This is a genomic window from Streptomyces sp. NPDC059008 (genome assembly GCF_042749045.1).
GTDB lineage: Bacteria > Actinomycetota > Actinomycetes > Streptomycetales > Streptomycetaceae > Streptomyces.
Genome location: NZ_JBHYJC010000015.1, coordinates 92277 through 105168 on the forward strand (window position 1 = coordinate 92277; position 12892 = coordinate 105168).

The window sequence follows — 12892 nt, forward strand, 5'->3', positions numbered from 1 at the left end:
AATGTCCGCAGCAGCTGTCGAGGGTCCTTACACGCACGGCCACAGGTCACTGACGCTCCTCGAACAGGCCGACCAGCTCATGGAGCAGCTCCCCGGCCACCGCGTCGAGATCCTCGGTGGCGTTCTCACCGTGACCCCACCCCCGGACCCTGCTCACGCGAAGGGGCTGTCCCGCCTCAGGCGCCCCTTCATCGCCGCAGGATTGGACGGCGGCGAAACGGAAGTCCTCGAAGGCCTCGGCCTGTGGCTGCCGGACGGCCCGGAGGACTTCGCCATTCCTGACCTCTCCGTGGTAGACGCGGACTTCCAGGACCATGTCATCCAGTTCGAGTGCGTCGATCCGGCATCGTTCAGGATGGTCCTGGAGATCACATCCGGGAACTACGCCAACGACCTGCGCAAGAAGGTCGCCGCCTACGGAGCGGCGAGGGTACCCGTGTATGTGATCCTCGATCGCAAGCACAACCGACTCCATGTCCTCACCGAACCCATCGAGGACGGCTACGGCTCGCACCGCATCCATGTGGCCGGTGAGAAGGTCACCCTGCCCGAATCGATCGGCGGCGAGGTCACCTTGGACGTCGCGCAGGTGTTGGAAGACGCCAGGCGCCGCAGCCCACGCGAAGCCTGACCCCTCACCCCTTCACCATCCGCACCGGCAGCCCCCGCAGCGCCCCCCGCAGCGCCTGTGCGAACTGCTCGAACTCCTCCTGGCGGGCGGCGCCCGTGCGCATGGCCAGGGCGATCCGCCTCGACGGGGCCGGGTCCGCGAAGTAGCCGGTCGTCAGCTGGTCGTTGCGGGCGGTCTCCACCCGGAGCGCGGTACGCGGGAGCAGGGTCACGCCCAGCCCGCCGGCCACCAGTTGCACCAGTGTGGACAGGCCCGCCGCGCTCGTCGTCACGGGGGTGTTCTCATCCCGCCCCGCCTCGCGGCAGATGTCCAGGGCCTGGTCGCGCAGGCAGTGGCCCTCGTCGAGCAGCAGCAGGTCCAGTTCCTGCAGGGCCTGGCGGGGGATGTCGCCGCGGCCGCCGAGCCAGTGGTCCTTGGGGGCGACCAGGACGAAGTCCTCGTCGAACAGCGGGAGTTCGGTGACCTGCGGGACGCCGAGCGGAACGGCCAGCAGGAGCAGGTCGAGGCGGCCGTGGGACAGGCCGTCCAGGAGGGAGGCGGTCTGCTCCTCGTGCACCTGGAGGTCCAGGTCGGGGTAGGCGTCGTGGACCAGACGCAGCACGGCCGGCAGGAGGTAGGGCGCGACGGTCGGGATGACGCCGAGGCGCAGCACGCCCGTGAAGGGGGCGCGGGCCGCCTCCGCCTCCTCCATCAGATCGCCGACGGCCTCCAGGACCGTTCGGGCGCGGGCCGCCACCCGCTCCCCCGCCGGGGAGAGCAGCACCTTGCGGGTCGTACGCTCCAGGAGCTGCACACCGAGCGCCTCCTCCAGCGCCGAGACGGCCCCCGACAGCGCGGGCTGGCTCATGCCGATCTCGGCCGCCGCCTCACGGAAGTGCAGATGCTCGGCCACCGCGGCGAACGCCCGCAGCTGGGCCAGGCTGGGCTGGCGGGGCCGGCCGCCGTGACTCGCCGGTGAAGCCACTGATAACCACCTCCGATCAACATCAACCAGTCTAGCTATTTCCCTGATCAATGCCAGCTGTGGCACGGTGTAACCCGTCCAAGCCTCAAGGAAAGACCGAAAGTCCCCACAAGGGACTTTCTGCGTACAAGGAGAGCGTGTGCTCACTGTCGGTGACAAGTTCCCCGAGTTCGACCTGACCGCCTGTGTCTCGCTGGAGAAGGGCAAGGAGTTCGAGCAGATCGACCACAAGACCTACGAGGGCAAGTGGAAGATCGTCTTCGCGTGGCCCAAGGACTTCACCTTCGTGTGCCCGACCGAGATCGCCGCGTTCGGCAAGCTGAACGACGAGTTCGCCGACCGTGACGCCCAGATCCTCGGCTTCTCCGGCGACTCCGAGTTCGTGCACCACGCCTGGCGCAAGGACCACCCGGACCTGACCGACCTGCCCTTCCCGATGCTCGCCGACTCCAAGCACGAGCTGATGCGCGACCTGGGCATCGAGGGCGAGGACGGCTTCGCGCAGCGCGCCGTCTTCATCGTCGACCAGAACAACGAGATCCAGTTCACGATGGTGACCGCCGGCTCCGTCGGCCGTAACCCCAAGGAGGTCCTCCGGGTCCTCGACGCCCTCCAGACGGACGAGCTGTGCCCGTGCAACTGGAGCAAGGGCGAGGACACCCTCGACCCGGTCTCCCTGCTGGCCGGTGAGTGAGACCCATGGCTCTCGATGACCTGAAGTCCGCGGTTCCGGACTACGCCAAGGACCTGAAGCTGAACCTCGGTTCGGTGATCGGCAACAGCGACCTGCCGCAGCAGCAGCTGTGGGGCACGGTGCTCGCCTGCGCGATCGCCTCGCGCTCGCCGAAGGTGCTGCGCGAGCTGGAGCCCGAGGCGAAGGCGAACCTCTCCGCCGAGGCGTACACCGCCGCCAAGTCGGCCGCCGCCATCATGGCGATGAACAACGTCTTCTACCGGACCCGGCACCTGCTGTCGGACCCGGAGTACGGCACCCTGCGCGCCGGCCTGCGGATGAACGTCATCGGCAACCCGGGCGTGGACAAGGTCGACTTCGAGCTGTGGTCGCTGGCCGTGTCGGCCATCAACGGCTGCGGCATGTGCCTGGACTCGCACGAGCAGGTGCTGCGCAAGGCCGGTGTGGACCGCGAGACGATCCAGGAGGCCGTGAAGATCGCGTCCGTCCTGCAGGCCGTCGGCGCCACGCTGGACGCCGAGGCCGCGCTCGCCGAGTAATCGGCAACGCCACACACGCGAAACCCCGCGGGACACGGTGTGTCCCGCGGGGTTTCGCGTGTGTGGACCGCTCGGAGCCGGCCGGGCGCCCGACCGGCTCCGGTGGCTCAGTCGCCGGACTCCTCGGACGCGCGCTTCACCGGGGGCGGGGTCGGTGCCACACCGATCGCGGTGGCTCCGCGGGGCGCCACCGACATCCGCACCGCCTGCTCCCGCGAGTACGACCGCAGATAGCCGACGACGGTGTTGGTGACCGCCACCAGGGGGACGGCGACGACCGCGCCGCCGATGCCCGCGACCAGTCCGCCCGCGGCGACCGAGAGGATCACCGCCAGCGGATGGACCCGCACCGCCCGGCCCAGGATGAACGGCTGCAGGACGTGGCCCTCGATCTGCTGGACGGCCAGCACCACCGCCAGCACCATCAGGGCCTGGAAGACGCCCTGGGTCACCAGCGCGACGACGCACGCCAGCGCGCCCGAGACCACCGCACCGACCAGCGGGATGAAGGCGAACAGGAAGATGAACACGGCGAGCGGGACGGCCAGCGGCACATTGAGGAAGTACAGCCCGATGCCGATGAAGATGGCATCGATGAGCGCCACGATGACCGTGCCGCGCACATAGGCGGTCAGGGTCCGCCAGGCCCGCGGCCCGGCGCCCGCCACGCCCTCGCGGGCCGCGCCCGGGACCAGCTTGAGCACCCACTCCCAGATCCGCCGCCCGTCGTAGAGCAGGAAGAGCGTGGTGAACATCGCCAGCAGGATGCCGGTGAACACCTCGAGGACGACGGTGACGCCCTCCAGTCCGGCGGTGGTGATCGCCTCGGTGTTGGCGCCGATCGCGTCCTGCAGGTTCTTGGCGATGCTGTTGATCTGACTCTCGGTCACATGGAACGGGCTCTTCAGCAGCCAGCCCTTGAGCTCGGTGATGCCCTCCTGGATGCGGCTGGACACCGAGTCGATGTTGTCCTGGACCTGCCACACCACGAACCAGCCGACCAGGCCCATGATGACGAAGCCGCCGATGAAGGTCAGCGCGGTCGCCGGTCCGCGCGGCAGCCCGCGCCCTCGCAGCCAGCCCACCGTCGGCTGCAGCAGCGCGGTGATCAGCATCGCCGCGACGAACGACAGCACGACCAGCTCGATGCTGGTGATGACGCGCGCCAGCACCCACAGCGTGGCCGCGAGCACCAGCAGCCGCCAGCCCACCTCGGCGGCGACCCGTACGCCCCACGGCACGGCGGCCACCGGGTCGGGGCGGGCCGCGACCGCCGGGGCGTAGGCGGGCGGCGCGGGAACGGACTCCGGCGGGCGCGGGGCGGCGGCCGGCGGCTCGGGCTCGTCGCCGGGGTGCGGCACGCCGTCCGCCGGCTCCGGTGCCCGCCGCGGCGGACGGGTCGCGATGAGCGTGCCCACCGGGCCGTCACCGGCCGGTGAGCCGTTGGCCGGTGAGCCGTTGGCCGGTGAGCCGTTGGCCGGCCGCGCCTCAGCGCGCTCGGCACGCCTCAGCTCATCCGGGTCCCCGGCCGCCGCCGCGGCTTCCGCGCGGCGGCGCTGTTCCTCCAGCCGCTGCGAGAGCCGCGTCAGACCGGCGCCGAGGCCACCGACCCACTGAGGCAATCTGGACATGTCCCTTCCTCTTCCCCTCCCACGCACCACACACTGACGGCACGACGTTACCTGTGCGGGATGCGCGAAACCCCCGACGCGGTCGCGTTCGGGGGTTTCGGATGTGCCGTGGTGCGGCCGGCGGGCCTAGTACCAGTTGTTGGCCTGCCAGAACGACCAGGCGCCACAGGGGCTGCCGTAGCGGTCGTTCATGTAGTTCAGGCCCCACTTGATCTGGGTTGCCGGGTTCGTCTGCCAGTCGGAGCCGGCCGAGGCCATCTTGGAGCCGGGCAGCGCCTGGACGAGCCCGTAGGCGCCCGAGGAGGCGTTGGTGGCCTTATAGTTCCAGCCGGACTCGTGGTCCACTATGTTGCTGAAGCACTGGAACTGGTCACCCGCCACCATCTGGCGTGCGAGGGCCTGCGTCTCGGCGATGGTGTACGAGCTCTTGCCGACGAGGTCGCCCAGGTCGTCGCGCGCGTCGGAGCGGGACGCGGCCAGCTCCTTCTTCTTGCGCGCCTCGGCGTCCTTCTTGGCCTGCGCCTCGTCCGCGGCGTCCTTCTTGCTCTGTGCGGTCTCCGCGGCTGCCTTGCGGGCGGCTTCCTGCGCGGACTTGAGGGCTGCCGCATCCGCCTGGGTGGACTGGTCGTCCGCCTGCTGCGTCAGGGAAGCCGTCTGCACCTGTGCCTGAGCGCCTGCGGGGATGTCGGCGATCGTCGCATCGGCAGCGGCTGCCTCGGTGTTGCCGACCGAAGCGGGCTGTCCTGCGGCGACGCCGACGACGGCGCCGACGGTGGTGACCGCGGTGGCGGATGCCACGGCGAATCCCCGGACCGAGATCCGGCTCACACGTTTTCCTTCCAGCATCGCCCGCTTAGGTGACCTCGCGGACGCAATCGTGCCCCTGGCGCTGGCCTCCCCTTGTTCCGGCCCCTGTTGAGCGGGCGGGACCGGCTGGTCACGGGAGGCACTGGCCCGGTACGTCCCCCTCGGGGTCCGCGTGGTGCTTTCGGGCGGCATACGACGACTCGCTATGAAGTTCGTGGATTTACACCTCCCCCGGTCTCACGTTCGCTCGACCGGAGGCACCCCAAGGGGTGTGTGTGCCGTATGCGGGGCCTGACAGGACCCAGACTCTGCCCGAACGACACACCGGGAATCAATTCCCGGCCGGGTGTGAAAGCTCACACCTCGTTTGCCGCCGAGGATTTCCGGATATCCGCACGCAGCAGAACGCCGCCCGGCTAAGCTCCTTCGCTTCACCGGGCGGCGTGACCCCGCAGGGGTCAGATTCGGACAATCGGTCAGATCCGGCCGTCCTCCAGCATTTCGGTCACCAGTGCCGCAATCGGCGAACGCTCCGAGCGGTTCAGCGTGACGTGTGCGAAGAGCGGGTGCCCCTTCAGCTTCTCGACGACCGCGACCACCCCGTCGTGCCGCCCGACCCGGAGGTTGTCGCGCTGGGCGACGTCATGCGTCAGCACCACCCGGGAGTTGGCCCCGATACGGGACAGAACCGTCAAAAGCACATTCCGCTCCAGGGACTGGGCCTCGTCCACGATGACGAACGCGTCATGCAGCGACCGTCCCCGGATGTGGGTCAGCGGCAGCACCTCCAGCATGCCGCGCCCCACCACCTCTTCGATGACGTCCTTGGTGGTCACCGCGGACAGCGTGTCGAAGACTGCCTGCGCCCAGGGGCTCATCTTCTCGGCCTCGCTGCCCGGCAGATAGCCCAGCTCCTGCCCGCCGACGGCGTACAGCGGGCGGAACACCATCACCTTGCGGTGCTGCCGGCGCTCCAACACGGCCTCCAGGCCCGCGCACAGTGCCAGCGCCGACTTGCCCGTCCCGGCCCGGCCGCCCATCGAGACGATGCCGACCTCGGGGTCGAGCAGCAGATCCAGCGCGATCCGCTGTTCGGCGCTGCGGCCGTGGATGCCGAACGCCTCCCGGTCGCCGCGCACCAGCCGGACCGCGCCCTCCGCGGTGACCCGGCCGAGCGCCCGGCCGCGCTCGGACTGCAGCACCAGTCCGGTATGCACCGGAAGTTCGGCGGCTCCCGGTACGTACGCGGTCTCGTCGGCGAACAGGTCGTCCACCTGGTCGGCGGGCACGGTCAGCTCGGCCATGCCCGTCCAGCCGGAGTCGGTGACCGCCAGCTCGGCGCGGTACTCCTCGGCCAGCAGGCCCACCGACGACGCCTTGATGCGCATCGGCAGGTCCTTGGAGACGACCGTGACGTCGAACCCCTCGGCCTGGAGGTTGCGCGCGACGGCGAGGATCCGCGAGTCGTTGTCGCCGTAGCGATGGCCGTTGAGGAAGGCCGCCGGCAGGACCCCGGGGTCGGAGTGGTTCAGTTCGACCCGGAGTGTCCCGCCGAGCTCCCCGATGGGGATGGGCGCGTCCAGCCGCCCGAACTGGACTCGGTACTCGTCCAGCAGCCGCAGTGCCTGCCGGGCGAAGTAGCCGAGCTCGGGATGGTGCCGCTTGGCCTCCAACTCCGTGACCACCACGACCGGCAGCACGACCTCGTGCTCGTCGAAGCGGGCCATGGCGCCTGGATCCGCCAGCAGCACACTGGTGTCGAGGACATAAGTGCGCCGGTCGTTCTCACGGCGCTGCTTGCTGTTCACCACGGGTGGACGAACCCCCTCGAATGAGGTTGGGGTGCGACGGCGTCGCGGGGCGGTGTGCTCCCGAAGGGCGAAGCCCCCGGGACCCCCGGCCATCTTGTGACCGGACCGGGCTCAGGCCACGACGTACGGGCCGAGCGCCGGCCCTTCGCGTCGCCCGTGCGGTGCGCACGGCTCTCCGTGATGTGCAAAGGGCCTCCCGGGCGGACGGCCCCATGCCGTCCGCTGAGATGCGGCGCCCGATGGCTTGTTCCGGACGCCGACCTGGAAGGGATATTCCCTCGAACCCCCGCCCCCATGCCACGGCATATGACGCACGCGCGATGAACCTTTGGTTACGCCTGATCGCCCGGGGAAACGGAGCCACCGGAGTGACGCCAGGAGAGGGTGCGTCAGAAGCGCCCGCGCCGCGGGGCCGTGGCGGTCCTGCGGCGGGTGCGGCCCGGAGCCGTGTCCGGCACCGGGCGTTCGCGCCGTACGTCCCAGGACGCGCCGTACGTCCCGGAACGCGCCGTTCGTCCTAGAAGCCGTAGCGGCGGTGCCGGGCCGCGTAGTCGCGCAGCGCGCGCAGGAAGTCGACCTTCCGGAAGGCCGGCCAGAAGACCTCGCAGAAGTAGTACTCCGAATGGGCGCTCTGCCACAGCATGAAGCCCGACAGCCGCTGCTCGCCGCTCGTACGGATCACCAGGTCCGGGTCCGGCTGGCCACGGGTGTAGAGGTGCTCCGAGATCAGGTCGATGTCGACGATCTCGGCCAGCTCCTCGAAGGAGGTGCCGCGCTCGGCGTGCTCCAGCAGCAGCGACCGCACCGCGTCCGCGATCTCCTGCCGGCCGCCGTAGCCCACCGCGACGTTCACCAGAATGCCGGTGTTGTCGACGGTGGCCTGCTCGGCCTCCTTGAGCACCTTCTGGGTGGCCGCCGGGAGAAGGTCGCGGTTGCCCACGTGGTGCACCCGCCAGCGGCCGTCGGCGGCCAGACCGCGCACGGTGTTCTCGATGATGCCCAGCAGCGGGGTCAGCTCGGCCTCGGGCCGGTCGAGGTTGTCCGTCGACAGCAGCCAGAGCGTGACGACCTCGACGTCGGTCTCCTCGCACCAGCCCAGCAGCTCACTGATCTTGGCGGCACCCGCCTGGTGGCCCTGCTCGGTCGTCCGCCCGTCGGCCCGCGCCCAGCGGCGGTTGCCGTCCAGGATGACGCCGATGTGCTTGGGCACCTGGGCGTGGTCCAGGCGGCCCTCCACCCGGCGCGCGTACAGCCGGTAGACCAGATTGCGCAGTGCAGGCGGATACGGGATGCGCACCCCGGAAGATCGCAGCATGTGTGGTCCAGCCCCTCCGTGCCGAAATGGCGGTCGCCCCGTCGCCTCAAGTGGGCAACTTTACTTCTCGGCTGTCACGACAGCCCAATCAGGTATGTCACAGGTACGTGATAGGGAGATGAGCATGACTGGCACCGACTACCGCGCCGCGGATTCCCGCTACGACTCGATGAAGTACCGGCGAACGGGCCGCAGCGGACTCAAACTCCCCGCGGTCTCCCTTGGACTCTGGCACAACTTCGGGGACGACCGCACCCTGAGCTCCCAGCGCGCCATCCTGCGCCGGGCCTTCGACCTGGGTGTCACCCACTTCGATCTGGCCAACAACTACGGTCCGCCACCCGGGTCGGCGGAGCTGAACTTCGGAAAGATCTTCGCGCAGGACTTCCGCGGCTACCGCGACGAGATGATTCTCTCGACGAAGGCCGGATATCTGATGCACCCGGGCCCCTACGGCGAATGGGGTTCGCGGAAATACCTCCTCTCGTCACTGGATGCGTCGCTGAAGCGGATGGGTGTCGATTACGTCGATATCTTCTACTCGCACCGTTTCGATCCGGACACCCCGCTGGAGGAGACGATGGGCGCGCTGGCGTCCGCGGTCCGGCAGGGCAAGGCGCTGTACGCGGGGGTCTCCTCCTACAACGCCGAGCAGACCCGTACGGCGGCCGGCATCCTGCGCGACATGGGCGTCCCCGCGTTGATCCACCAGCCCTCGTACTCGATGATCAACCGCTGGATCGAGGACGACCTGCTGCTGGACACCCTCGAGGACGAGGGCATGGGCTGCATCTCCTTCGCTCCGCTGGCGCAGGGCATGCTCACCGACAAGTACCTGCACGGCATCCCCGAGGGCTCCCGGGCCTCCCAGGGCAAGTCCCTGGACCCGAACCTGCTCTCCGACGAGGTCGTACGGCGCCTGCGCGGCCTCAACGACATCGCCGCCCGCCGCGGCCAGTCCCTGGCCCAGCTCGCCCTCGGCTGGGTGCTGCGCGACGACCGGATGACCTCCGCCCTCATCGGCGCCAGCAGCGTCGCCCAGTTGGAGGCCAATCTCGCCGCCCTCGACGCTCCCAAGATCACGGACGCCGAACTGACCGAGATCGACGAGTTCGCGAAGACGACGGACGGCGTGAACATCTGGGCCCGGCGCTAGGGTCTGTCCGATGGGTCAGGGCCGGGTCCGCGGCGTCTGGCACGGCACCTCGCGGCGTTGCCGAAACGTCCCGAGAGCTCCGCTATCGAGACGCTCCGGCGCCTTGCGATGCACCGCACCAGACACCGCGGCCTTTCCGACCCTGACCCATCGGACAGACCCTAGGGCGGACACACCTCGGGGCCGCGGAAACAAAAAGCGGGCCGGTCCGTGGGGGGGATACGGACCGGCCCGAGGGGGGGTTTCCACCATAACCCCGCGAGGGGTGTGCTGCGTGCACCGGCGCGCGCCACGGCGTGGCCCGGATCACTCCGGCGGGTGCGGGCGGCTTCGCGCGGGACGGGCGCGGGGGTGGGTTCAGCCGGCCGCGGCGGCGCCCAGGAGCAGCCCGCCGAACGCCCCAAGGATCATGAATGGCCCCAGCGGCATGGCCGTTTTGCGGGCACCGGGCCGGACAAGCAGCAGCGCCGCCCCGTAGAGCGCACCGAGCAGCACCCCCGCCGCGCCCCCGGTGACGAGGGTGCGCCAGCCGTACCACCCAAGGGCGACCCCCAGTCCGGCCGCCAGCTTGACGTCCCCCAGTCCGATCCCCGACGGGTTGACGACGTAGAGCAGGAGGTAGCACGTGGCGAGGAGCAGACCGCCGAGCAGCGCCCGGCGCCAGGCGCCGGTCTCCCCCGTCAGCCGGCCGACCAGCCCCAGCGCCCCCGCCAGGATCACCACGAGCGGCAGCGTCAGCTGGTCCGGGAGGCGCCGTACCCGCCAGTCGACGACCGTCAGCAGCACCGCGAGCGGCGCCGTCACCAGCCAGGCGGCGAGTTCCGGCCGCGGCCCCGTGACCGCCGCCAGGGCCGCGCAGACCGCGGCGGTGGCCGCCGCCGTCGGCAGCGCCCCGGGCCCGTACGCCCCGCACCGCGCACAGCGCCCCCGCCCCAGCCAGCCGCGCGCCACCCCCGGGATCGGATGGCCTCCGGGACAGGCCGCGCGCCACTCCTCCTCGGGCTCGACGGCCATCCGGTGCGCGGGCCGCGGTATGAGCAGCCCGGCCGCGGCCCCGTAAGCGGCGGCGAGAACCATCAGCATCAGTGCCACCCGCCGACCCTAGAGCGTGTCCGGCGGCCCCGCGCCCCTCAGGGCGGGGCGGACCGCGGGGCGCGGGAGCTGATAGAACGCTGCGCATGGCGCGTTGGGAGAACGGACCGGGGATGGTGCACGGCGCGGACACCGGCATTCCGGTGGAGATCGCGGCGTCCTATCGCGCCCGCGCCCGCGGCCTGCTGGGCCGGGACGGCATCGAGGGGGCGCTGCTGCTGACCCCGGCGAGCGGTGTGCACACCTTCCGGATGCGGTTCGCGATCGATGTCGCCTATCTGGGACGGGACTTCACGGTGCTGGCCGTACGGACCATGCGGCCGGGCCGGCTGGGCCGCCCCCGCCTGCGCGCCCGGCACGTCCTGGAGGCGGAGGCCGGTGCGATGTCGCGGTGGGGGCTGCGTCCGGGCCTGCGCCTGACCGTCGAAGCGGCCGGCGCGCGCTGAGCGCCGTGCCGCGCGCTCACTCCCGCCAGTCGGCGACCAGGGCCAGCAGCCCGGGGAACCTGGCCTGGAGATCGTCGACGCGGACATGGCTGCGCCGCTCCAGCCCGTACTGCCGCTGACGGATCAGTCCGGCCTCCCGCAGGGCCCGGAAGTGGTGGGTCAGCGAGGACTTGGGCCGGTCGAGGCCGAACCAGCCGCAGGTGTGGTCGAAGTCCTCCGACTCCAGCAGCAGCGTGCGCACGATGCGCAGCCGCAGCGGATCGCTCAGCGCGCCCATGACGGATTCCAGCCGCAGGGCCTCGCGCGCCGGCTCCGGCAGCGGATCGGGCGCGCCGGGCGGGACGGGTCGCTGGAGCGCGGCGTAATCGAGTCGCGCCGCGCCACCCTCGTGCGCCTCTTCGGTCCGTGCCGCTGCCCTGGACGACATCCGGCGCTCCTCTCCCTCGACCGACCGTCAGTACGACTTGCATCGTACTGCAGTTGCCTGTACGAATCTCCTCGTACCGCTTGTACGAATCATCTCGTACTTGCTGGATCAGGAGGGGACCCCCATGCCCGAAACCCGCACCGCGCCGCCGGCCCGGACCGCGACACCGCCCGCACCGGCACCCGCACCACCCCCCGTACGCGAGGTCTGGCTGGCGGCCTGGCCGGTAGTCGCGATCTTCACCCTGTCGAATGCGGCGATGCCGCTGTACGGGGTGTGGCAGCGCCGACTCGGCTTCGGATCCGGCACGTTGACGCTGATCTACGCCGCCTACGTGGTCGGACTGCTCGGCGCGCTGCTGGTGGCGGGCGTGGCCGCGGACCGTCTCGGCCGAAAGCCGGTGCTCGTCCCGGCGCTCCTGCTGGGCATCACCGCCTGCCTCGGCTACGCCACCGCGCCCTCGGTGGCCGCGCTGGCCACCGCCCGGCTGCTGACCGGCGCGGCCACCGGCGCCGCGGTCTCCGCCGGAATGGCCGCGGTCACCGACATCGCGGCCGGCCGCAGGATCGGGCCGCTCCTGGCCTCCACCGCGATGGTCCTGGGCGCCGGGATCGGCCCCGTACTGGCCGGGGTGCTGTCGCAGACCGCGCCCGCGCCGACCGTCACCGTCTTCGCCGTCGAAGCGGCCCTGCTGGCCACGGCGTTGGCGGTGGTGGCCAGGATGCCGCTGCCGCGACGGCGGCCGGGTTCCGGCACCGGGGCCCCGCGGTCCTGGGTGCGACTGCCGGCGGTCCCCCGCGACAACCGCCGCCATCTCGCCCTGGGGCTCGCGGCGTTCGCCCCGGGGATCAGCGCCACCGCCTTCGTCCTGTCGCTCGGGCCGTCCCTGCTGGCCGGGCTCCTCGGCACGGCGAACCGCGCACTGGCGGGCGGGCTGGCACTGGTGATGTTCCTGGCCGCCACCGGTGTGCAGTTCGCGGTACGGCACCTGGCGGTCCGTACGGTGCTGCTGACGTCCGGCGCGGCCACCATCGCCGGCACCCTGGCCCTGGTCGCCGCCGTGCACACCGCCACGCTCCCGCCGCTGGTCGCCGCGGTGGTCCTGGCCGGCGCGGGCCAGGGCGCGGGCCAGCTGGGCGGCCTGACCCTGCTCAGCCGCGAGGTCCCGGCGGCCCGCCGCGCGGAGGCCAACGCGGGCCTGAACGCGGGGGGTTACCTCCTCGCCGGCGCCCTCCCGGTCGCCGACGGCTACCTCAGCGACGCCATCGGCCTCCCGGCCGCCGCCACCGTCTTCGGCCTCGTGGTGGCCGCACTCGCCGCGGCGGGCGCGCTCCTGGTGGCCGTACGGGGTGCGGACGCCCAGTGAGGCGGTACGGCGC

Annotated in this window: 13 protein-coding genes; 6 read left to right on the top strand and 7 right to left on the bottom strand. The window is 71.2% G+C overall.

The genetic code is table 11. The annotated features are described in order from the left end of the window. The first annotated feature begins 1 nt into the window (after position 1). Positions 2-631: a Uma2 family endonuclease gene (locus ACFWZH_RS19750; RefSeq protein ID WP_384432379.1), complete on the top strand. Its 630-nt coding sequence runs from the start codon at positions 2-4 to the stop codon at positions 629-631. Between the two features lie 4 nt (positions 632-635). Here the strand turns inward: ACFWZH_RS19750 and ACFWZH_RS19755 are convergent, their stop codons facing one another. Beyond that, positions 636-1595 carry a LysR substrate-binding domain-containing protein gene (locus ACFWZH_RS19755; RefSeq protein ID WP_384432382.1) on the bottom strand — a complete coding sequence of 320 codons (960 nt, stop codon included), beginning with the start codon at positions 1593-1595 and terminating at the stop codon, positions 636-638. 139 nt (positions 1596-1734) lie between these two features. Here ACFWZH_RS19755 and ACFWZH_RS19760 point away from each other — a divergent pair, with 139 nt between their 5' ends. After that, positions 1735-2289: a peroxiredoxin gene (locus ACFWZH_RS19760; RefSeq protein WP_384432384.1), complete on the top strand. Its 555-nt coding sequence runs from the start codon at positions 1735-1737 to the stop codon at positions 2287-2289. 5 nt (positions 2290-2294) lie between these two features. After that, positions 2295-2828: an alkyl hydroperoxide reductase gene (locus ACFWZH_RS19765; RefSeq protein WP_384432387.1), complete on the top strand. Its 534-nt coding sequence runs from the start codon at positions 2295-2297 to the stop codon at positions 2826-2828. A gap of 107 nt (positions 2829-2935) precedes the next feature. On the opposite strand, the gene ACFWZH_RS19770 is transcribed toward ACFWZH_RS19765, so the two are convergent. The 4 genes from ACFWZH_RS19770 to ACFWZH_RS19785 form a co-directional block, all read right to left on the bottom strand. After that, positions 2936-4459, bottom strand: coding sequence for an AI-2E family transporter (locus ACFWZH_RS19770; protein ID WP_384432389.1), 1524 nt, complete (start codon positions 4457-4459; stop codon positions 2936-2938). A gap of 126 nt (positions 4460-4585) precedes the next feature. Then, a complete protein-coding gene (locus ACFWZH_RS19775; RefSeq protein WP_384432392.1) occupies positions 4586-5287 on the bottom strand; it encodes a transglycosylase SLT domain-containing protein in 702 nt (233 codons plus the stop codon). 455 nt (positions 5288-5742) lie between these two features. Next, a complete protein-coding gene (locus ACFWZH_RS19780) occupies positions 5743-7077 on the bottom strand; it encodes a PhoH family protein (RefSeq protein WP_384432395.1) in 1335 nt (444 codons plus the stop codon). Between the two features lie 517 nt (positions 7078-7594). Next, a complete protein-coding gene (locus ACFWZH_RS19785) occupies positions 7595-8392 on the bottom strand; it encodes an isoprenyl transferase (protein WP_384432397.1) in 798 nt (265 codons plus the stop codon). A gap of 124 nt (positions 8393-8516) precedes the next feature. Here ACFWZH_RS19785 and mgrA point away from each other — a divergent pair, with 124 nt between their 5' ends. Further along, complete coding sequence (mgrA, locus tag ACFWZH_RS19790) at positions 8517-9548, top strand: L-glyceraldehyde 3-phosphate reductase (RefSeq protein WP_384432400.1); 1032 nt, start codon at positions 8517-8519, stop codon at positions 9546-9548. Between the two features lie 357 nt (positions 9549-9905). On the opposite strand, the gene ACFWZH_RS19795 is transcribed toward mgrA, so the two are convergent. Next, positions 9906-10640 (bottom strand): prepilin peptidase, encoded by a 735-nt coding sequence (locus ACFWZH_RS19795; protein ID WP_384432403.1) that lies wholly within the window; start codon positions 10638-10640, stop codon positions 9906-9908. A gap of 86 nt (positions 10641-10726) precedes the next feature. Between ACFWZH_RS19795 and ACFWZH_RS19800 the strand changes: the two genes are divergently transcribed. Continuing rightward, entirely contained in the window at positions 10727-11086 is a 360-nt protein-coding gene (locus ACFWZH_RS19800) for a DUF192 domain-containing protein (protein WP_384432406.1), read from the top strand. A 16-nt stretch (positions 11087-11102) separates the two neighbouring features. Here ACFWZH_RS19800 and ACFWZH_RS19805 read toward each other — a convergent pair whose 3' ends face one another. After that, positions 11103-11513, bottom strand: a complete 411-nt coding sequence (locus ACFWZH_RS19805) for an ArsR/SmtB family transcription factor (protein WP_384432409.1) — start codon at positions 11511-11513, stop codon at positions 11103-11105. Between the two features lie 124 nt (positions 11514-11637). Here ACFWZH_RS19805 and ACFWZH_RS19810 point away from each other — a divergent pair, with 124 nt between their 5' ends. Beyond that, the gene (locus tag ACFWZH_RS19810) at positions 11638-12879 is read left to right on the top strand and encodes an MFS transporter (protein WP_384432412.1); all 1242 of its coding nucleotides are present in this window, start codon (positions 11638-11640) and stop codon (positions 12877-12879) included. Positions 12880-12892 lie beyond the last annotated feature (13 nt).

What these genes read in the sequence shown, in the direction of transcription:
- ACFWZH_RS19750 (WP_384432379.1), top strand. Translation starts at nt 2, where the DNA reads ATGTCCGCAGCAGCTGTCGAGGGTCCTTACACGCACGGCCACAGGTCA.
- ACFWZH_RS19765 (WP_384432387.1), top strand. Translation starts at nt 2,295, where the DNA reads ATGGCTCTCGATGACCTGAAGTCCGCGGTTCCGGACTACGCCAAGGAC.
- ACFWZH_RS19770 (WP_384432389.1), bottom strand. Translation starts at nt 4,459, where the DNA reads ATGTCCAGATTGCCTCAGTGGGTCGGTGGCCTCGGCGCCGGTCTGACG.
- ACFWZH_RS19785 (WP_384432397.1), bottom strand. Translation starts at nt 8,392, where the DNA reads ATGCTGCGATCTTCCGGGGTGCGCATCCCGTATCCGCCTGCACTGCGC.
- mgrA (WP_384432400.1), top strand. Translation starts at nt 8,517, where the DNA reads ATGACTGGCACCGACTACCGCGCCGCGGATTCCCGCTACGACTCGATG.
- ACFWZH_RS19800 (WP_384432406.1), top strand. Translation starts at nt 10,727, where the DNA reads ATGGCGCGTTGGGAGAACGGACCGGGGATGGTGCACGGCGCGGACACC.
- ACFWZH_RS19805 (WP_384432409.1), bottom strand. Translation starts at nt 11,513, where the DNA reads ATGTCGTCCAGGGCAGCGGCACGGACCGAAGAGGCGCACGAGGGTGGC.
- ACFWZH_RS19810 (WP_384432412.1), top strand. Translation starts at nt 11,638, where the DNA reads ATGCCCGAAACCCGCACCGCGCCGCCGGCCCGGACCGCGACACCGCCC.